This is a genomic window from Vibrio sp. K4 (genome assembly GCF_051122595.1).
Taxonomy (GTDB): domain Bacteria; phylum Pseudomonadota; class Gammaproteobacteria; order Enterobacterales; family Vibrionaceae; genus Vibrio; species Vibrio owensii.
In genome coordinates, this window is sequence record NZ_CP178578.1 from 1,555,242 (window position 1) to 1,574,160 (window position 18,919).

At 45.1% G+C, this 18,919-nt stretch carries 19 protein-coding genes; 10 read left to right on the forward strand and 9 right to left on the reverse strand.

What is annotated here, in order from left to right; all coding sequences use genetic code 11:
• Nucleotides 1-80 precede the first annotated feature (80 nt).
• A complete protein-coding gene (locus ACLIIY_RS24420; RefSeq protein WP_434528679.1) occupies nt 81-1,493 on the forward strand; it encodes a coniferyl aldehyde dehydrogenase in 1,413 nt (470 codons plus the stop codon).
• Nucleotides 1,494-1,618: 125 nt separating this feature from the next.
• Here the strand turns inward: ACLIIY_RS24420 and ACLIIY_RS24425 are convergent, their stop codons facing one another.
• Entirely contained in the window at nt 1,619-4,336 is a 2,718-nt protein-coding gene (locus ACLIIY_RS24425; protein WP_434528680.1) for an SO2930 family diheme c-type cytochrome, read from the reverse strand.
• Between the two features lie 45 nt (nt 4,337-4,381).
• Nucleotides 4,382-5,668: an outer membrane protein transport protein gene (locus tag ACLIIY_RS24430; RefSeq protein WP_434528681.1), complete on the reverse strand. Its 1,287-nt coding sequence runs from the start codon at nt 5,666-5,668 to the stop codon at nt 4,382-4,384.
• Between the two features lie 468 nt (nt 5,669-6,136).
• Between ACLIIY_RS24430 and ACLIIY_RS24435 the strand changes: the two genes are divergently transcribed.
• Nucleotides 6,137-7,114, forward strand: coding sequence for a ribonuclease Z (locus tag ACLIIY_RS24435; RefSeq protein WP_434528682.1), 978 nt, complete (start codon nt 6,137-6,139; stop codon nt 7,112-7,114).
• 87 nt (nt 7,115-7,201) lie between these two features.
• Here ACLIIY_RS24435 and ACLIIY_RS24440 read toward each other — a convergent pair whose 3' ends face one another.
• Nucleotides 7,202-7,681: an aminoacyl-tRNA deacylase gene (locus ACLIIY_RS24440; protein ID WP_009699021.1), complete on the reverse strand. Its 480-nt coding sequence runs from the start codon at nt 7,679-7,681 to the stop codon at nt 7,202-7,204.
• Between the two features lie 129 nt (nt 7,682-7,810).
• Between ACLIIY_RS24440 and ACLIIY_RS24445 the strand changes: the two genes are divergently transcribed.
• The 3 genes from ACLIIY_RS24445 (at nt 7,811) to ACLIIY_RS24455 (ending at nt 10,390) form a co-directional block, all read left to right on the forward strand.
• Nucleotides 7,811-9,352, forward strand: a complete 1,542-nt coding sequence (locus tag ACLIIY_RS24445) for a glutamate synthase-related protein (RefSeq protein ID WP_434528683.1) — start codon at nt 7,811-7,813, stop codon at nt 9,350-9,352.
• 113 nt (nt 9,353-9,465) lie between these two features.
• Nucleotides 9,466-9,918 carry a type II RES/Xre toxin-antitoxin system antitoxin gene (gene parS / locus ACLIIY_RS24450; RefSeq protein ID WP_390502721.1) on the forward strand — a complete coding sequence of 151 codons (453 nt, stop codon included), beginning with the start codon at nt 9,466-9,468 and terminating at the stop codon, nt 9,916-9,918.
• Between the two features lies 1 nt (nt 9,919).
• Complete coding sequence (locus tag ACLIIY_RS24455) at nt 9,920-10,390, forward strand: RES family NAD+ phosphorylase (RefSeq protein WP_208445916.1); 471 nt, start codon at nt 9,920-9,922, stop codon at nt 10,388-10,390.
• A gap of 47 nt (nt 10,391-10,437) precedes the next feature.
• Here the strand turns inward: ACLIIY_RS24455 and ACLIIY_RS24460 are convergent, their stop codons facing one another.
• On the reverse strand, nt 10,438-12,285 hold the full coding sequence (locus ACLIIY_RS24460) for an acyltransferase family protein (protein WP_434529520.1): 1,848 nt from the start codon (nt 12,283-12,285) through the stop codon (nt 10,438-10,440).
• A gap of 255 nt (nt 12,286-12,540) precedes the next feature.
• Between ACLIIY_RS24460 and ACLIIY_RS24465 the strand changes: the two genes are divergently transcribed.
• Nucleotides 12,541-12,816 (forward strand): nitrogenase-stabilizing/protective protein NifW, encoded by a 276-nt coding sequence (locus ACLIIY_RS24465; RefSeq protein ID WP_005441361.1) that lies wholly within the window; start codon nt 12,541-12,543, stop codon nt 12,814-12,816.
• A gap of 153 nt (nt 12,817-12,969) precedes the next feature.
• On the opposite strand, the gene ACLIIY_RS24470 is transcribed toward ACLIIY_RS24465, so the two are convergent.
• Together ACLIIY_RS24470 and gloA are read right to left on the reverse strand one after the other, a co-directional pair.
• Nucleotides 12,970-14,070: an alkene reductase gene (locus tag ACLIIY_RS24470; protein WP_434528684.1), complete on the reverse strand. Its 1,101-nt coding sequence runs from the start codon at nt 14,068-14,070 to the stop codon at nt 12,970-12,972.
• Nucleotides 14,071-14,081: 11 nt separating this feature from the next.
• The gene (gene gloA, locus ACLIIY_RS24475; RefSeq protein ID WP_010452114.1) at nt 14,082-14,468 is read right to left on the reverse strand and encodes a lactoylglutathione lyase; all 387 of its coding nucleotides are present in this window, start codon (nt 14,466-14,468) and stop codon (nt 14,082-14,084) included.
• Between the two features lie 291 nt (nt 14,469-14,759).
• Here gloA and ACLIIY_RS24480 point away from each other — a divergent pair, with 291 nt between their 5' ends.
• The 4 genes from ACLIIY_RS24480 (at nt 14,760) to ACLIIY_RS24495 (ending at nt 16,703) form a co-directional block, all read left to right on the forward strand.
• Nucleotides 14,760-15,275 (forward strand): MazG-related protein, encoded by a 516-nt coding sequence (locus ACLIIY_RS24480; protein ID WP_331405859.1) that lies wholly within the window; start codon nt 14,760-14,762, stop codon nt 15,273-15,275.
• Nucleotides 15,276-15,362: 87 nt separating this feature from the next.
• Nucleotides 15,363-15,701, forward strand: coding sequence for a DUF3465 domain-containing protein (locus ACLIIY_RS24485; protein ID WP_020196297.1), 339 nt, complete (start codon nt 15,363-15,365; stop codon nt 15,699-15,701).
• Nucleotides 15,698-16,219, forward strand: a complete 522-nt coding sequence (locus tag ACLIIY_RS24490; protein ID WP_434528685.1) for a GNAT family N-acetyltransferase — start codon at nt 15,698-15,700, stop codon at nt 16,217-16,219. The genes ACLIIY_RS24485 and ACLIIY_RS24490 overlap by 4 nt, the downstream gene beginning before the upstream one ends.
• Nucleotides 16,220-16,265: 46 nt before the next feature.
• The gene (locus ACLIIY_RS24495) at nt 16,266-16,703 is read left to right on the forward strand and encodes a GNAT family N-acetyltransferase (RefSeq protein ID WP_078609654.1); all 438 of its coding nucleotides are present in this window, start codon (nt 16,266-16,268) and stop codon (nt 16,701-16,703) included.
• 96 nt (nt 16,704-16,799) lie between these two features.
• On the opposite strand, the gene ACLIIY_RS24500 is transcribed toward ACLIIY_RS24495, so the two are convergent.
• From ACLIIY_RS24500 to ACLIIY_RS24510, 3 genes are read right to left on the reverse strand one after another with little or no spacing between them, the layout of a single operon-like run.
• Nucleotides 16,800-16,979, reverse strand: a complete 180-nt coding sequence (locus ACLIIY_RS24500) for a hypothetical protein (protein WP_009705290.1) — start codon at nt 16,977-16,979, stop codon at nt 16,800-16,802.
• A gap of 45 nt (nt 16,980-17,024) precedes the next feature.
• On the reverse strand, nt 17,025-17,360 hold the full coding sequence (locus ACLIIY_RS24505) for an Hpt domain-containing protein (protein WP_020196294.1): 336 nt from the start codon (nt 17,358-17,360) through the stop codon (nt 17,025-17,027).
• A gap of 3 nt (nt 17,361-17,363) precedes the next feature.
• Nucleotides 17,364-18,908: a response regulator gene (locus ACLIIY_RS24510; RefSeq protein WP_434528686.1), complete on the reverse strand. Its 1,545-nt coding sequence runs from the start codon at nt 18,906-18,908 to the stop codon at nt 17,364-17,366.
• Nucleotides 18,909-18,919: the final 11 nt, after the last annotated feature.

Below are 18,919 nucleotides of genomic sequence, written 5' to 3' on the forward strand. Positions count from 1 at the left end.
TCACAATGTTGCACCTATGTTAGGTTTAAATCGTACATAAGTGCGACATTGCCAGTTGTCAGGGGTACAAGGAGAAAATCATGAATGCGATCGTAGACGTCGAAGTTGGTCAACTGCTGCAACAAAAGTTAGATAAGCTCAAAGCCGGATACAACACGGATCCTTATCCGAGCTTGGATTCGAGAAAGCAAAAGCTGACTCTCCTTAAACAAACCATCTTAAATAACCAGCAAGACTTGGTGGAAGCGTTAAGCGCCGATTTCGGTTATCGCTCTGAATTTGATACGGCAATGACGGATGTATTGCCGACGGTTGCGCAAATCAATTACACCCTGAAACGCCTCAATAAATGGTGTAAGCCAAGTCGTCGTCATGCAGGTTTGTTGCTTGCTCCTTCAAAAGTCACCGTTGAATATCAACCGGTTGGCGTGGTTGGCATCATTTCGCCTTGGAACTTCCCAGTCATTCTCAGTTTATCGCCATTAGTGACCGCGCTTGCAGCTGGTAACCGAGTGATGATGAAACTCTCTGAATTCACCCCTATGAGCAACAAAGTGATTTCTGAGATTTGCCGAGCGTTACCTGAAGATGTTGAAGTCGTAGAGGGCGAAGCGGAAGTTGCTCAAGCGTTCAGTAAATTGCCGTTTGATCATCTCTTGTTTACTGGTTCAACCAATGTGGGTCGTGCGGTTGCTCGTGCTGCTGCTGAAAACTTAACTCCAATTACTTTGGAGCTCGGTGGTAAATCTCCAGTCATCGTGGCGGATGACGCTAACTTGAGCAAAGCGGTTGATGCAATTTTGTTTGGTAAATGCATCAATGCTGGACAAATCTGTGTTGCGCCAGATTATGCCTTTGTACCAGAGGGAAGAATCAACGAGTTTGTCGAGCTGTTCCTACAACGTTTTGAAGCGCTGTACCTCAAAGGTCAGAACGACCAAGGTTTTACTCATATCATCAATCAACGTCAGTACGACCGTTTAAAGGCAGTATTGGAAGATGCCAAAGCCAAGGGCGCAGAAATACATACCGTGTCCGAGACGAGCGCAGAGGGGCGACTATTGTATCCGCACCTAGTGACCAATGTTTCGGAAGATATGACCATTATGCAGGAAGAGATTTTTGGTCCTCTTATGCCAATTAAATCTTACCGTGAGATCCAAGAGGCCATCGACTACATCAACCAGAATCAACACCCACTTGCGCTGTACATCATGTCAGAAGATAAGAGTGTTATTGAGCGAATTACCCGTAATACTCACAGTGGCGGGGTTGGGGTGAATGACACCATCTTACACGTTGGTGCGGAAGACGCGCCATTTGGTGGTATTGGTGAATCTGGTATCGGCCACTACCATGGCGAAGAAGGATTTAGAACCTTTAGCCACGCCAAAACCGTTCTAAATACACCAACGTGGTTACCTCGTGTAGGTATGTTGATGGAACGACGTGGCATGGCAATCAAAGCATTACAGAAATTCTTTATGCGTTAAGGCGACTGACATTGGAACACCCAAGAATAAGAAAACCGCCCAGTGAGGCGGTTTTTGTTTGTTGTTAATTCGGGTTGTTGAAGTAAGTTAATGGCTACCTAAACATTCGGTAGCCATTGAATGTATTACTCTACACAGTTCCAGCCTGTGGTATCAATCGAGTTAATCCAATCGGCAATTAACTGAACACCTTCATCGTGAACAACGTGTCTGCCTAGTTCTGGCATCATATTTCCGTTGTCGACATTGATGCGGTAGTGCAACACAGAGTTTTCTGGATCACCCGGTACAATCACATACGGAGATGGACCTTTGTGGAAGGTGATACCACGCGCGCAAATACCCATTTCACTGATCCCTTCACGCCAGTATTCAAACTTGAACGGGTTGCTCGCTGCTTTACCTTCAGTGCGGTGACAGTGTGCGCAGTTCACATCAAGGTACGCTTTGGCATAATCCAGTAGCTCAGCGTCCGTTAGATTGATTGCTCCCGCTTCGGTATCAAACACAGGGGTCTTAGGTAAGTTCTCCGGCGTATCTGGTAAAGCTTCTGTAAATAGCCCTAGCGTTTCCCAATGCACAAGCTGGTTAACTGGTGAACCATCAGAGACATCCTGGACACTGTTTAGGTTACGTGCTTTAGGACCAATAGGAGAGAAACCTTTTGGCTGTGTGTTACCAGTAGGATCGGAGACATCAGATTCTACTTTGTGACACAAGGTACACTCATTTCGGCTTGGTACTTCATAAGTGAAGCTCAGTGTCTCGCCGTTATGTTCTACGCTACGCTCAAAGGGTACCGATACGGCAGTCAGGTAAGCGTCGGTTTTGTCTTCGTTCCATACGTAAGGTAGGGCAATCCAACCGTTGTCACGACGAATCAATAGGCGAGTTTCAATGAGCTCTTCATTTTCGCCACGGGCATTTGCTGTGCTCGAAGGTAGCGCAAAGGTTTTGATTAACACGGTACCTACTGGGAAGTCGAATACCTCTTGCTCACGATAGCTTGCAGAGACTTCGTTCGGCATCACAACAAAGCGGTATTTGCGTGCGTAGTCAGTAAAGAGTTCAACGTTCATCTCATACAAAGTGCCTTTCGCAGATGTCGCTAAATTGAGGTTTTGTGTTGGATCTTTCGCATCTTCAAACAGATTGTATTGCGACAAGCTCACACAGTTTTCACCGTATGTCGCGCTTTCACGAGTAATCGCATCCCAGTTAATACCCGTCACGTTATCTAGGGTACAGCTTGCGTTGCCGACGATACCGTTTGGTGTATCTGGGTTATCAGGATCCGTCGCTCCGTCTTCGGTTTGATTATAACCATACACCACGCCATTAATTGTGACGGTATTGATGTCTAATGGCGTCTTAGAATCACAACCTGCGGTAAGTAGCGTTGTTTGCTCTTTCTCGTATAAGAAATCTGCATTGGCTGGGTTTTCCGCATAACGACCAATTGCGGTTGGGTCCATGTTATCAACCAATACACCGACACTTGCGCCATTGTTCACTAAACAGTTGCTGTCTGCATCGGTAAACTCAGTAAGGTAATTCCAGTTGGTTGTTCCTGTCATACCGTTGAGTGCATCACGCAATGGTGCAAACATTTGTGAACGAATCAGTGACTCACCAGCGCCATCATAAAACAGAGCAGGGAAGGCTTGATGATTTAACGTGTACGCTAAAATCATATCTTCAATCAGAGAACCATTTGGATTGGCTCCCGTGTTGGTTATGGTGTTGTCGTGGAAATACATGTTGGTCGGAACAGGGTTCCAGCCCTGCATAACGGCATTGCCCTCAGATGTCCCATTGAGTGGGCTGTAAGCGTTGGGATCGCCATTCACCAGTAAGTAACTCGTCATCGCAAGTGCCATCGAGTCGTGGTTAGTAATCGTGTTGTTGAAGAACTCGCTATTACGTCCGGACAGAATAACGACACCAGTACCAGGAGGGACGATGCCCACCACGCCACAGCCGCCAAGCCCATTTTGACACGTGGTATCAACATAGTTCTCTAAGTTGTTGTCACGAATGACGTTATCAAAGATACGTACATCATCAATTAAGCGACCAATAGTGGTAGCGCCCGGTAGGTCAAACAGCAGCACACCGCCCGTGTTTCCAAGTGCTAAGTTGTCGTAGACGTCCACGTTCGAACTGTTTTCTATCTCGATACCGGCGATGTTCTTTTCCGCTACGTTGTCACGGATAACCGCACCGATGGTTTGACCCACATAGATACCTGCATCGGCACTGCCGTAACTCCATGTATCTTCAATCAAGACGTTTTGAGATTTTACTGGATAGATGCCGTAAGTACCGCGTAGGTTGCCATCTTCGTCACGTGCACGAGGCACTTCGAGCCAAACCGCTGCGACATCACGAATAATGATGCCTTCAACCCCGTCGGCTTTAAGACCGTTCTTGGAGGCTTCCGCAATTTGGAGATCGGATACGGTGATGTTCGAACCACCACTGATGGCAATACCATCTTTGCCATCCACACCACTGAAGTCGAGGTAGGTTTGGTCGATACCAGCACCACGTAAGACGAGGTTATTCTTCGAATCGACCGTCAATTGATTGTTCATTTTGAAACAACCAGCGGGCAGTGTTACCACGCTGTTGTCTTCGGCAAGTTCGACCAGGTTTTCAATTGCGGTGACTTGTTCTGCGCTCGCCCATTCCTGACTGTTGCCACATAATTCTGGTGTACCGTATTCAGATAATTCATAACCGCTAGAGGTTTGCGGTTCATCATAATCGTCACTGTTACAACCCATCAAAAGACCGGAACTGATGAGTGCAGCGACAACCGTTTTGTTTATTCCGTGCATGATTTGCTTCCCTGTAATTAGTGTTATTGACTCAGTCAGGAATAATTAGAAAGAGTGGTTGTATTGGATTCCGTATATGTAGGCGTCCCCTTCGGAGCGATAAGCGATATCAACACCCGGTAGAGCGTGCGGCTCAAGCGGCTCGGTGAACGTGACTTCTTCGGCATCAATAAAGGTGAATCCAAAGTCGATTCGGCTGTTTTGATTGAAGGCGTACGTGGCACCAAAGCTGTAATTGATTCGGTCGGAATCTGGCAAGCTGATGCTCTTGTCGTTCACATTAGGCGTTTCGTCGTAAGCAATACCGGCGCGCAGAATGAAGGAAGGGTTGAGTTGGTAAGTTGCCCCAAACGCATATTTGAAGGCATTTTCGAAGTTCTCATCCTTTTGCAGAACTTCTTGCCCATCTACGGTGGCGCGGATTTCTTCAAACACATCCCAACCCGTCATCATCACACTGTAGTGAATAGCCAGTGGACCGGTAATCTGATGGAAACCAGAGAACTCAGTAATGCTCGGTAGATTTAGGGTTAGGTCACCCGTCACGGTTTCACCCGGCATCGAAATCGCACTTGGAATATCTGAGTAATAATCGCCTTCGAAATCCACATCCACTTTAGTGCGATAGCTTAATCCGAAACGGTGCCTCTCGTTGATCTCCCAAAGTGCACCAAGATTAAAACCGTAACCCCAGCCATCACCATCGAGTGATTTCGCCACGTCGGTACGAGCAAAATTTGCGCCCGTATCAGCATTAATTGCATCGGCAAGAATACCCAACGTACGTGTGAGCTTGGCTTTACCATAAACAACGCTAGCACCAGCGCCGACACTGAACTCGTCGTTGATTCGGTAGGCGATGGTAGGGTTAAAATTAATCGTTTCTAAACTGGTTTCCCCACCAATCGGTCCGGCTAAATAGTCATCAGGGTATTCGGTTGCCAAACCAAAGTCAGTGAAGATACCAAGCCCCCATGACCACGAGTCATTGATTGGGGCTGCGATATAAAAAGATGGCACAACCACATTGTCGACGACGTCATTGTTGGTTAGCTGATTATTGAAGGATTCTGAAGGGCCGTTACCGGTTACGCGAACCTCTGGCATGATGTAAGCAGCACCTACGGACAATTGATAAGAATCGAACATCGTAATGGCTGCAGGGTTATGTGCGACTACTGATGCACCGTCTGCTATGGCGGCTTCGCCTGCATTAGCGCGCCCTAGGCCAGCGGCTGAATGTTCGGATAATTGAAATCCAGCGGCGTATAACTTAGGGGAGCTGAGCGCTATACCTATTGCAAGCGCGAGTTTTGCATTCCTTGTCTTCATATCACTCTGAAACTCCATGTGTTTTTAGGATGCGTTTTAATTAAAAGTGCCTAATAACCTATACAGGGGATGAGTAGGTTATTTGCTAAACACTCATCTCAAGCATAAAAACAATTAACATAGTTGTAACATTGAATTTCAGGATTTGTTATTACCATCTCATATAACTAATGGTTTGTAGTTTTGGGTTTAAATATCTGTAAATGTTATAGTTAAGCTCGATTTATACATCGTGGATGTTTCACGAAACAGCCCTATGGTGTTTGATGTCCACTCAAAAAGTGCGGCTTAAGTGTTATAGAATAGTGAATGGTAATCAGTGTATTTTTGTACGCTTGTTTTAAACGAGTGTTTAATTGATATTTAAGGCTTAGTGTTAAAATCGGTCAGAATCATGCAATTTATCACTGAATCGAATGCTAAACTTTATGAATGATTAGAGCTTTTACTTAAGGAATGAGAAGTCATATGGAGCTGTATTTCTTAGGAACGTCCTCTGGGGTTCCAACTAAATCCCGTAATGTTTCTGCGACTGCTTTGCTGGAGAGCAAGGGGAAAGGGTGGTTTCTAGTTGACTGCGGAGAGGCGACTCAGCACCAATTGCTACACACTCAGTTATCATTGAGTTATTTACAAGCCATCTGTATTACTCATATTCACGGCGACCACTGTTATGGTTTACCGGGCTTGCTCGCTAGTGCAGGTATGAATAACCGCAAAGATCCTCTGACGATCATCGCGCCAGAGGGGATTAAACAGTGGTTTGAAGCGACTCAAGCGTTCACCAAACTCTATCTGCCATTTGAACTTCACTTCATTGAAGTCGAGCAGCTTGATTCGATTGAAATTGGTCAGTTTACGATTACCGCTACCGCACTTTCCCATCGCGTTCCTAGCTTTGCTTACTGTTTTGAAGAATCAACCATTCGCATGTATCCAGACATCGATAAGCTTGAGCAATTGAACATACCGAGGGGACCAATCTGGGGAGAACTTGTGCGGGGGAATGATGTGGAGTACCAAGGTCAAACCTTAATGAGTAAGGCGTTTACTAAGCTTGCACATCCACCGAGAAAAGTGATTATTTGTGGTGATAACGACAAACCAGAGAAGCTCGATCGTCTAATTGAAGGCGCGCATCTGTTGGTACACGAATCAACGTACTCAGAAGCGATGAAAGAGCGAGCAGGAGAAGTCGGTCACGCTTATTCTTCACAAGTCGCCAGTTATGCTCAGACAAAACAAATTCCGAGCTTAATTCTCACTCATTTTAGTCCTCGCTATCAATTTAGCCCTGAAGCGGAAGTGTCTATCGAGCAGATTCGGAAAGAAGCTCAAACCGCTTACTCTGGTCATCTCTTTCTTGCTCACGATCTCGCGCATTATCGAATTGACAGAGCGGGTTTGGTTGAGGAGGTTAAAGACGCTGAAGATAAGAACGAATAAAGGCTCTTGTCGCGAAAGCAATTCTAAATGAAATCATCACAACAAGAGCCAACCTGCTCTAGATACCGCATTCATTGCAGCTTAAGTCTAATGAAATACCTGACTACTGAAGCGTAGAAAACGACTTTCTCCCATCAGTTCACGAAACGCTTCTTTGTCTAACTTAATCAAGGTTTCGTGATCGCCTGCTTCCAAATATACATGCTCTAAATTGGCGAGCATTTCATCGCAAATGGTTGCCATGTGATAAGCGCTACCCACCGGAGGTATCGCGCCGTTATCGCAATCGGTAAACAAACGATAGACTTCTCTTTCTTTGATTAGATGGAAAGAGGCGTTGAGCTCGTCATTCAATCGAGACAAACTGATTTTATTATTCGCAGGCAAGACAGCCATCATATGACGACCTTGGTGATCTTCCAAAATCACGCCTTTTGCCAAGTTATTGAGAGGGATACCCGCTGCAACACCGCTTTGCAGCGAACTATTACTATGACTGTGGTTCACGGTTTGAAAGTGAATATGGTGCTCAGTCAAATAGTGGTCGAGCCGGGTTGACATGGTCATGTTAGCCTCCAGAGTGTTGAGACCCACATTAAGTATAGGTAAATCTCTATTCCCCTGACGCTTTACTTGAGCTGTTCTACGCTTAACGAAAGCCAACCACAGAGTATGGCATTGAAAAAGGGAAGCAAAATGAGCAAACCAGTAATAGCGGATAACAAACCCATCAAAGTTGAGCTTGTGCAAGGGCAAGAATATTACTTTTGTCGATGCGGGCGATCTAAGAACCAACCTTATTGTGATGGCTCCCACGCCGGAACCAATTTTAAACCCATGAGCTTTGTCGCTGAAAAGGATGAAGATGCGTATCTGTGTCAGTGTAAGCACACCGCAAATGCGCCTTTCTGCGATGGGACGCATAAGCAGTTCACCTCTGAGCAAGTAGGGCAAGAAGGTCCGGGTATCCAAGCAGGACATAACGAGATCCCAATTGCGGTCGCGACACAAGAAGAACCTACGGTTGAGTTTATTCACCAACTGGCAAGAGAAGGGCTATCAAAGTTAGGGCACCATGGACCGATGACGGCGATGGGTGTGCCGAGAGACCAATTGCCACATTGGGATGACATTCAAATGATGGTCGCACAAATGGCAACCAAACCTCTGATGGAAGATGCGCCAGTCAAAACCGAATTGGTGATTGGTCCAAAAGCGAAGAAGCCGTTAGTGCTAAAAATTCCATTGTTTGTCTCTGACATGAGCTTTGGCGCGTTATCAGAAGAAGCCAAAGTTTCACTTGCGAAAGGTGCGGAGTTAGCCGGAACCGGAATCTGCTCCGGAGAAGGTGGCATGTTGCCAGAAGAACAAGCGGCGAACTCGCGTTATTTCTATGAACTGGCGAGTGCGCAATTTGGTTACGACGAATCTAAGTTGCTCAATGTTCAAGCCTTCCACTTTAAAGGTGGGCAGGGAGCAAAAACAGGGACTGGTGGTCATCTACCAGCCAATAAAAATGTGGGCAAAATATCGCAAGTGCGTGGCATTCCCGAAGGGCAATCTGCGATTTCACCACCGACGTTTAAAGATCTGCATACCGCAGAAGATTTCAAAAAGTTTGCAGATCGGGTACGGGAAGTGACAGGTGGTATCCCGATAGGCTTCAAGCTCAGTGCAAACCATATCGAAGAAGATATTCAATTCGCACTCGATGCCAGTGCGGATTACATCATTTTGGATGGTCGTGGAGGAGGTACGGGCGCAGCGCCTGCTATGTTCCGTGATCACATCAGCGTGCCAACTATTCCTGCTCTCGCTAGAGCAAGACGCTATCTGGATGCTCAAGGCGTGAGTGACCGTGTCACGTTAATTGTCACGGGTGGACTGCGTGTTCCAATGGATTTTGTAAAAGCGATGGCGCTTGGGGCAGATGGCGTTGCGATTTCTAACAGTGCGATGCAGTCGATAGGTTGTGTAGCCGCGAGAATGTGCAATACCAACAATTGTCCAGCAGGCATTGCAACGCAAAAGGCCGATTTAAGACAGCGGTTGAATGTGGATAAAGCCTCGGTTCAATTGAAGAACTTCTTTGAAGCCTCGGTTGAGTTGATGCAAGTGATGGCAAGGGCGTGTGGACACGATGATCTCAGCAAGTTTAATCAACGCGACCTCGCCACTTGGAATCGCGATATGGCGTTGCTTTCTGGGGTGAAATACGCAGGCGTAGACAAGCCTTAGCGTTTCTCTTGCTCTGATTAGCGCCTGTTTTACCCTGGCTGCAATTTGTGCGATTGATAATTGGGCTCATATGGACCATAATATCAAGACCATTTGGTCTATAGGAGCTCAGTATGGCAACGGCAACATTAAAAAGCTTTAAACCGAAGCTGCCTCATAAGGCAAACTTTTGGTTTATGCTGGGCATTGAAGATGCCGAAACCGGTCGCACCGATGCGGTTCATAAAGGGTTTGAGCCAAAGGTATACCGTAATATCGTCGAGCGTGTGAAGCTTTCTCAAAGCGAATTCCAACACGTCACATTGATCCCGGTGAGCACCATCAAACGTCGACTCAAAAACGAAGAACGCTTCAACACGCAAGAGAGTGATGCCATCTATCGTTTAGCGATGCTACTTAAGCTAGCAACAGAACTGTTTGATGATGAAGAACGCGCGCTAGGTTGGATGCGGGAAAATGTTTACGGTTTGGGTGGCAAGCGCCCACTAGACATGGTTTCAACTACGGTTGATTTTGAAGTCGTCAAAGATTTGATTGGACGACTAGAGCACGGGGTATTCTCGTAATATGAAGCTCTATCGACTGACTCAAAAGAAGTTCTCTGAGTCTCCATTTAGCCCAATCGGTGCTAAGCTGTACGGCGGGCGATGGAACTCCAAAGGAACCGAAGCACTGTATTTTTCTCAGTCCGAATCTCTTTGCTCTTTAGAAGTTTTCGTTCATGTAAACAACGATCCGGCGATCACCAAGCTTTACGATTTGTATCGTATCGAGATGCCAGAGTACTTAATTGCTGCACTGGATGACGAAGACTTGCCGGTCACTTGGCGCTCCATTCCTGCTAGTGAATCCACACAATACATTGGCGACCAGTTTCTCAACGATCCACATCCTGAGTTCGCTGCACTGCAAGTACCTTCGACAATTTCTCCTCGTGACAACAACTACGTCGTCAATCCAAATCATCCCAAGATGAAAGATATCCTGAAGAAAGCAGAGAAGCTTGATTTTGCTTTTGACCCACGAATCTTCAAATAAAAAAGCTCAGCGTTTGGGTTAGCGCTGAGCTTTCTTTTGTCATTGGGTCAATGCTGAGCAGTCAGTTGTTGATTGTCACTCAACTCCTTCTGATAGCTACTCAATACAATTTCTGCGCCTTTGTAAGAGAGGTGGCTTGCATCGGTGTACATGGCATTGTTGCTGCCCACTTTCATTGCGCATTTGTCCTGTTGGCAGATGTAGTTAGTAAGGTCGACAAACTCCACATGTTCAAATTGGTCAAAGTACTCTGCAAGCGTTGCTACATGATGAGGGTGTGACTGCTTCGGCGAAAAGTCACATTCGTTGCCTGTGTTATCACCAAACAATTGTGCTTTCCATAAGCATTCGCCAATAGCATGCGGTGCAGAAGGTGTCGGACCAAAGACAACGATTTCTCTGTCTTCTAACTCGTTCAATAGATGGGTGAGCGAAGCTTGGTAGTCTTGCTTAGAGAGCTCTTTATTGAAGTTAGAAGAAATCACCACGCGTCGAATTGAAGGCGTATTCTGAATGGTTTCTACTGCATCGGTGAAGAAGCTTCGACACGATAGATTATCGACTCCTGCAATCACGTCGACATAACCCACCGCACAAGAATCTTGCGTAAGCTGGACAACTCCCGTTGGTGTGTCATTTGAGAGTTGCTGAACAAAGACCATGCTGTGGCTGTTACCCAATACTGCGACAGTAGGCTCTGAAGATGATGAACAAGTGTCGTTGATGGTTGTATTACCATTACATGCAATGCCGTAGCCATTGTTTACACGCATGGCTTCAAAAAATGCGCTACGGTCGGGAAAGCCTCCGTTTTTATGACCGACGACACCAAAAGCAAGCAGCGGTAGGGTGACTAACACAAGTGAAGCAGCAAGTGTGCTCATGCCGATTTTCTTGCGGCTACGGAAAGGCTTTTCAACAAAGCGCCAAGTTAAGTAAGAAAAGGCAAATAGAGCCCCTAGATAAAACGCGAGGCTGAACTCTTGTCCGGCAGTAAGTACGTAGCGATAAAAAACCAGCAATGGTATGTGCCACAAATAAAGGCTGTAGCTGATCAACCCAACAAAAACCACCGATTTGAGGCTTAGAGCTTTACCCAGCGTGTTGTCTTTGGATGAGAACAAGATGATAAGCGTGGTGCCAATCACGGGGATTAAAAGCATGAGCCCGGCACCATCTTTTGATTTATCAAACAACAAAGCAGAGGCGAGAACTAGTGTTAAACCAATCATAGCTAAGGTGTTGTTGGGTTTGATGACGGTTTTACGCATCACTAGGGCAATCAGAGAGCCCGCCGCCAGTTCCCACGCACGAGAGAAAATCATGTAAAAGGCGAAATCAGGATCACCACTGGCGTACCAAATAGTCATCAGGCTTAGTGCAAACACCGCAATGAAGAAGGTGAGGTAAGACATGAGCTTGCCACGTGCCAGCAGCATAAGCAGAAGAGGGATGACAATGTAGTATTGTTCTTCTACGCCCAAGCTCCAAGTATGAAAGAGCGGATTGGCTTGTTCTTCCAGCCCAAAATAATTGTGCCCTTTGAGGTAAAGCAAAACATTAGAAGCGGACAGAATGGAAGACACAGAAAACTCGCCCACCTCTTTGTGTGCATGTGGAAGGAACAACCACCAAGAGAGTAGGTAACATACTGCAATAACCAGCAACAGTAAGGGCAGAATCCTACGAATTCGGCGCTCGTAGAAATCAGCAAGGCTGAATTGGTTCTTATCCAAATCGTTTATCACAATTGTGGTAATTAAATAGCCACTGATCACGAAGAACACGTCTACGCCAATATAGCCACCAGCGAACGCTTCGATGTCTGCGTGGAAGAAGATCACCAATATGACGGCAATCGCTCTTAATCCATCTATTTCTGCTCGGTAAGTCATCATCATCTCTCCCTAGTCAACAAATTCACTAACGCAAAATGCGCACCAAGAATTAGGGCCATAAAATCAGTGAGTTAAAAACCATTCTGAAGATGAGAAGAGTTTTGCAGGTTGACTTCTTATATTGATTTTCATTTTGAAAATTTAAAACTCGGCGGTTTCTAGCAAAATGACGTGCTACGGATGTAAATCAAAGAACGGTTGCACGGAAGTTTTTATACTGCAAGCTAAGTGAACAAACTCAGAAACGAGGCTATGAGCCAAAACGATATTCAAGCCAAGATTGCCAGCTTTACTTGTATCGAAGAAGCTTTGGATTACTTCGATATTGGTTTTGACAGCCGCTTTATTGATAAACACAGAGTGGAGTTAGTGAAGCGCTTCAATGGCTATTTGATTCTGACTAAGCCTGAAGATTGGTTTGCGGCTCGCCGTGCATTAAAGAACGCATACTGCAAAGTGCAGCGAAGTTTGTTGGATAAAACCACACGCTCGGCTTGTCGTGGTTGCACTTCTTGTCAGCGTCGTTAGAACGTATTTCAATACCCAAACCATAATGTCAGACAAAACATTGGGCGTTAAAAAAAAGAAACCCCGGAGATGCACTCAAACTCATCTGCGGGGTTTTTGTCTATTCAACTTACCTATTCAAATAAGTCGGCTGAACTAGGCAAGCTCAACGATTTAGTTTGCTTGGTAAGTTGGGTAATCCAACAGACCTTTCTCGTTACCACCAAACAGCGTCGCAGGATCGTGAGCAGCTAGCGGGTAATCGTTCTTGATACGGTTCGGTAGGTCAGGGTTCGCGATAAACGGACGACCAAAGCCAACCATATCTGCCAAGCCACTTTCTAGAGCTTCAGCTGCTTTCTCTGTGTTGTAGCGACCAGCATAGATGATGGTGCCTTTATAAGCTTCACGAACAGCTGTTTTGAACTCAGCAGGCGTATCTGGTGCGTCATCCCAGTCTACTTCTGCAATGTGCATGTAAACAACGTTTAGCTTATCAAGCAGTGCCGCAGCAGCTGTGTAAGTTTCTACTGGAGTTTTATCTACAGTACCATTTAGTGACGTAAACGGAGCAAGACGAACACCAACGCGCTCAGCACCAATCGCTTGAGTCATTGCTTCAACCACTTCACCCAAGAAACGTAGACGGTTTTCAACTGAACCACCGTATTCATCTGTGCGGTTGTTTGCTTCAGAATCGATAAACTGGTTTACAAGATAGCCGTTCGCTGCGTGCAGCTCGATGCCATCAAAGCCCGCTTCGATCGCATTCAATGCCGCTTGACGGTACTCTTCGATAACCACTTTGATGTCTTCTTTCGTCATCTCACGTGGTTCTACCACGTCGACGAAACCAGGCTCATCTGTGCCGTTATCGATAAACACTTTCACGTTTTCTGCTTTTAATGCAGAAGAAGAAATTGGTTGTTTACCACCGATGTTGTCAGGGTGAGTTACACGGCCTACGTGCCAAAGCTGAGCGAAGATCGCACCGCCTTTTGCGTGTACAGCGTCAGTGACTTTTTTCCAACCTGCGATTTGTTCTTGGCTGTAAATACCCGGAGTCCAAGCGTAACCTTGACCCATAGGTGAAATCTGTGTGCCTTCTGCAACAATCAAACCCGCAGATGCGCGCTGTGCGTAATACTCAGCCATCATGTCGTTTGCGACGTTGCCGGGTTGGCTTGCACGAGAGCGAGTCATTGGTGGCATAACGATACGGTTCTGAAGCGTTAGAGAACCAAGTTGTACAGGTTGAAACAATGTATCTTTCATGACTAACCTCGTTATTTGCTTGTTTGAATCAATTCGATTTGGTAACCGTCAGGGTCTTTGATGAATGCGATATGAGTTTCGCCGCCTTTCATTGGACCTGGTTCACGAGTGACATTGCCACCAAGTGCTTTGATTTTGTCGCATGCAGCGTAAATATCTTCACAACCCAATGCCATGTGACCGAACGCATTACCTAGGTCATAGCTGTCCGTGTCCCAGTTATAAGTCAGTTCAATCGTCGCGCTGCCTGGTTGGTCTGCGTTACCGACAAACACGAGAGTGTAGCGGTATTCTGTGTTTTCGAAGCGATCAAGCTCGCTCATACCAAGAACTTTGGTGTAAAACTCGATGGACTTATCTAGGTCAGCCACGCGGATCATAGTGTGAAGAAATTTCATATTTAACCTTCTTATCTCGGCTTGTGAGGCGATGTCGGAGTGACAAAGGCATTTCAACAAGCAACGTTGTTGAAGCTAAAGATAAAGGTATTACACGCAAACATGAAATTATCATTGATTATTGTTTGTATAATATTCTGTTATCAAAATCGTAGGGTATTTGATTATTTTGGTGGCTCATTAATCGAAGTGAAAGCGCGAGACACTTTAACCTTTTATTTTTAATATAAATTACTTACAGTGATTGATTATTGGATTGAATGCATACTCATAGAAACAAAAGGACAGCGGATGAATGAATCAGTGTATCGTGCAATGTCTTGGCTGAAAGGAATACTGGATAAGCAAGATATTCGTTACCAGATTGTCGGAGGTTTCGCCGCCCACCTTCACGGTGGTTCTCGGCCTATTGCTGACATTGACCTCTATATTGAAAAAGAGGATGTACATGCGCTTCTACCGTTCTTTCAACCTTTTGTAAGTAAACCGCTTAAACACTACTGTGAAGAAGGGTGGGACTTAGAATACCTTCAGCTGATTTATGAAAACCAGAAAATCGAAATTGGATTGACTCCGGGGACGAAGATTTTTAGCACCTCAAACCAACAATGGGTATTGCTTGATATTAATTTGGCCGAATCCGTACAGCGCGATTTTCATGGGCTAACTTTGCCGGTCATCAATGCAAGCTCTCTTGTTGAGTACAAACGAATCCTCAATCGAGAAGTCGATCAAATCGATATCAAAGAGCTAGAAGAAATCCAACAAGCGGATAGTGCTCAATCAATGACTCAAACCAGAATTTAGAGAAATACAAGGCAACAAACTATGAAGAAAAGTAAGTTTCTATTGGCATTAATACTCGGCAGTTTGGCTGTAATACCGAGTGTATCAATGGCGAATGACCAAGTATTGAAGCAAGCTTATCAGTCGCAGCAAAGCGATGTACAAGTTCGAGGTTCTGGTGTGGTCATTCGTGTGTTACGAGATGATAACGTTGGCTCGAGACATCAAAAATTCATCCTTAAGCTAGAATCTCGCCAAACGCTTTTGGTTGCTCACAATATTGACTTGGCTCCAAGAGTTGCGAATCTGAACGTTGGCGACCGCATTGAATTTAATGGTGAATATGAATGGAATTCAAAAGGTGGTGTCTTGCACTGGACGCACCACGATCCACAAGGACGCCATGAAGGTGGTTGGTTGAAACATAACGGTCGAACGTACCAATGAATATTGTTCCAGAGCTAGATTTAAGCCCCGCCGAGCATCTAGCCATCAAGCATTTGCGAAATGCCGCATTTCCTGAGCATCAGTCAGACCAATCTTATTACAAGCAGTTACCTCATTATCGTGCTCTTGAGTTTCAGGGTACAAAGCTGATTGGTTATATGGGGCTGGACTATCGCGTGATGAACTTGAATGAACAGCCAACCAAAGTGTTGGGGATCATCGATTTATGCGTTGATACTGATTTCCAAGGGAAAGATGTCGCTTCAACAATGCTTACTCGTGTTACAGAGTATGCCCAAGACAAAGACGTTGATTTCATCATTCTTGTGGCTGACGATCCATCGCTTTATCTAAAAAACGGATTTCAGTGTTTTGAGGCAGAGGCGACCTGGTTGAGAGTGCACGAACACAAAAATTATGGCGTCGCGGAAGAACGGCTCAATGACCTTTATGTGAAACCATTGCGTGGTCAAATAGTGACAAAGGGTGCACTCGATTGGTTGGGGTATATGTACTAACCATCATAGAAAATATCGAATTAGACATGATTAAGGAAAGGATGCCATGAATGTCTCTCTGAGAGAGGTTACGAAACAAAACTATGAACTCGTCTGCGACTTGGATGTAACGAAACCACAAGAAGAATTTGTAGCATGCAACATGTGGTCGCTGGTGGAGTCTTTCTACAACGAAGGCCATGTAGTTCGTGCAATCTATCTAGACGAGGAAGCCGTTGGTTTTTTCATGTGGGTTCATGAAGCAAGTGATAAAGTTTCTATTTGGCGTTTTATGGTCGATGCCAAACACCAAAACAAAGGAATAGGGCGAGTTGCATTAAAACTGGCAATCGAAGAGATCAAACAAGCGCCCAATCTCAAACATATAGAGATCTGTTACAATCCGACTAATCCAGTCGCTAAGCCTTTCTACAGTCAGTTTGGTTTTGAAGAAGTTGGTATGGATGAAGATGGTGAAGATATGTTGGCAATCATCGAACTCTAACGCACATACCATGAAAAAGGGGTCAGCACAGCTAACCCCTCTGATTCAGAATTTGAAAACCCGTAATGGTCGCGTTTAGTTCCCTCTATCGGTCTTTCATTTTGCGTTAGTTACAGCAAGCAGTAATTCGAGCTCTTCAGGTGTCAGTAAGTCTTTGTTTTTCAGGACTTCACTTTCTTCTAAAGAAAGCCGCGTCTGGCTTATTAAGTATTTTTTTTGAGTTGGCGTCAGATCCTTAAGCGAATCTATCAACTCTTTAAAATTTGTGTTGTTCATAGCCTAGCATTTCCAATTAACGTAATATTTTTTATTGTTTTGTCACTAATCCATGTTGGATAAGTAATCAGTTATCTGTTGGTTTATCGTAACCAACTCTTTATTAACTATAGCCAGATCCCCGCTATCTGGTGCGATATTATCTCTTGTATGCTCCTCTATATTGTTAAGTGCTGATACTGCTGACTCCTCTCCAAAGCTTGAAAGGATGCCTTTTAAACTGTGTGACAATAGGAACAACTCAGGCCAATTTTGGTCTTGGTTAAGCTGATTAATACGCTCCAATCCATCTTCGTAGTCTTCCATATAGGTTGAGAAAACAGCAAAGATAATATCGACATCGTTGTCCATATAAGTATTGAGTACTTCGAAATTGATCATTGCTCATCTCCACTGTGTGGCTTGTAGGTTAAAAGGGGTTGGCAACTGGGACGAGTAAGAGCCGGATAGGTAATCTTTGAGCCAGTTAGACCAATTGGGTGGTAAAGGACGCTGAGAAAGAAACTCAATGCTCTCGTCCAATATAATATCTGTTACATCAATGCTGTTATCAGAGAGTTTTTTGAGGCGCATTTCAGTTGAGAACGGGTATCTATCCCTCAAGCGCTTGTCGTTGTTGTCTCCTTGAGCGCTTTGCTTCATCGGCACTCCAGACTTTGCCGCGAGTAGTGCCAGTAAGCTCTGTTTAATTGCGAATTCACCGAAGAAATCCATCAATGGAATCGCTTGTTTCAACAAGGGCAACGGGGTTCTATTTGGTGTTGCATAGTAATAGCTGAGAGACTTCATCAGCTTTCTGTGCGCGTATTCTGGTCGCGCTTCAAGCAACAACAACTTGCATTGCATCATTTGCTTGAAGGCCGCTAAATCGACTTGCTGATTTCGGTTCAGTTGTTTCTCCGCCAGCAAGCAAAAGTCATTCAGTTTTATAAGTACTTTTTTCTTCTCGTTGGCGCTCGAAAGCGTCTTGAAGTGCTCACTAATCAAATCAACATACGAATTCATTGCAGATAACCAGAGCGTATCAGTTGAAGAAACGTTCGAAGCATATAGATACCCAACCTCGTATAACCTGTCTATCTGCCCAAGCTTGGATACTATTCGAGAAACAGTGACCATACGTGCACTACTGCTTGGTGTAAGCTCAAACGCTCGGTTTGCCAGAATGGACGCATTATTGTGCTGGCCAAGTGTTTCGTATAAGCCAACGAGATTATCAATTGCTCTCAAGCAAAGAGGGTTATGCGTGACATAATTTGCTAGTACGTCCACCGCTTCCCTGATCTTTCCTTGTTTATGGAGTAAAAAGGCTTCGGCGCAGATACGACTTGCGTGTTCTTTGTCATTGCAGAAGGGAAGAAAGTTCTCAAGCACATCAAACTGCTGAGTTTCGACCAAGGTATCGATAAGCAGTGATTCTACACAAACGCTCGTCGCATACTTTTTATGTAGGCGTGCTACTTCAGCGAGAGTGAGAGCACTACATTTCCCCAGTGATTGACGTACTTCCGCAAGGTTATGCTGCTCTTGTAATGCAGCAAGCATCTTGTTCTTCAACGCTTTGGTTTGGAGTGGTTTAGTAAGAAGGTGTCTTACTCGGCCAGAGAGGGCAGTCAGTACCGTTTCCTGCGTAGCGTCACCAGATATCATAAGAACCGCAGTGGTGTCAGAGATTAACTTGGCTCGGCTCATCAAATTGATCAAATCAAGCCCGGTCAACTTAGTCGACAAGTGATAGTCCATCACAATAAATGAGTAAAAGCGTGTTTTCACCGCGTTCAATGCTTCTTGCGCGCTATTCACACAAGTGATATTCGCCAATTTTGCCCCGAGCGAAACCAGTTGATGCTTGATCAACGTCGCTGATGTGGAGCAGTCATCAATGACTAAAATGCTGATGTTATCGACTTCGATCTTCCCTGCGGTCAAACTTCTACCTA

Bases quoted from the DNA above. Each gene is read 5' to 3' on its own strand.
- ACLIIY_RS24470 (WP_434528684.1), bottom strand. From the start codon at position 14,070: ATGAAAGATACATTGTTTCAACCTGTACAACTTGGTTCTCTAACGCTT.
- ACLIIY_RS24505 (WP_020196294.1), bottom strand. From the start codon at position 17,360: ATGATCAATTTCGAAGTACTCAATACTTATATGGACAACGATGTCGAT.
- ACLIIY_RS24435 (WP_434528682.1), top strand. From the start codon at position 6,137: ATGGAGCTGTATTTCTTAGGAACGTCCTCTGGGGTTCCAACTAAATCC.
- parS (WP_390502721.1), top strand. From the start codon at position 9,466: ATGGCAACGGCAACATTAAAAAGCTTTAAACCGAAGCTGCCTCATAAG.
- ACLIIY_RS24485 (WP_020196297.1), top strand. From the start codon at position 15,363: ATGGCGAATGACCAAGTATTGAAGCAAGCTTATCAGTCGCAGCAAAGC.
- ACLIIY_RS24420 (WP_434528679.1), top strand. From the start codon at position 81: ATGAATGCGATCGTAGACGTCGAAGTTGGTCAACTGCTGCAACAAAAG.
- ACLIIY_RS24455 (WP_208445916.1), top strand. From the start codon at position 9,920: ATGAAGCTCTATCGACTGACTCAAAAGAAGTTCTCTGAGTCTCCATTT.
- ACLIIY_RS24440 (WP_009699021.1), bottom strand. From the start codon at position 7,681: ATGACCATGTCAACCCGGCTCGACCACTATTTGACTGAGCACCATATT.
- ACLIIY_RS24480 (WP_331405859.1), top strand. From the start codon at position 14,760: ATGAATGAATCAGTGTATCGTGCAATGTCTTGGCTGAAAGGAATACTG.
- ACLIIY_RS24430 (WP_434528681.1), bottom strand. From the start codon at position 5,668: ATGAAGACAAGGAATGCAAAACTCGCGCTTGCAATAGGTATAGCGCTC.
- ACLIIY_RS24495 (WP_078609654.1), top strand. From the start codon at position 16,266: ATGAATGTCTCTCTGAGAGAGGTTACGAAACAAAACTATGAACTCGTC.
- gloA (WP_010452114.1), bottom strand. From the start codon at position 14,468: ATGAAATTTCTTCACACTATGATCCGCGTGGCTGACCTAGATAAGTCC.
- ACLIIY_RS24500 (WP_009705290.1), bottom strand. From the start codon at position 16,979: ATGAACAACACAAATTTTAAAGAGTTGATAGATTCGCTTAAGGATCTG.
- ACLIIY_RS24460 (WP_434529520.1), bottom strand. From the start codon at position 12,285: ATGACTTACCGAGCAGAAATAGATGGATTAAGAGCGATTGCCGTCATA.
- ACLIIY_RS24490 (WP_434528685.1), top strand. From the start codon at position 15,698: ATGAATATTGTTCCAGAGCTAGATTTAAGCCCCGCCGAGCATCTAGCC.
- ACLIIY_RS24465 (WP_005441361.1), top strand. From the start codon at position 12,541: ATGAGCCAAAACGATATTCAAGCCAAGATTGCCAGCTTTACTTGTATC.
- ACLIIY_RS24425 (WP_434528680.1), bottom strand. From the start codon at position 4,336: ATGCACGGAATAAACAAAACGGTTGTCGCTGCACTCATCAGTTCCGGT.
- ACLIIY_RS24445 (WP_434528683.1), top strand. From the start codon at position 7,811: ATGAGCAAACCAGTAATAGCGGATAACAAACCCATCAAAGTTGAGCTT.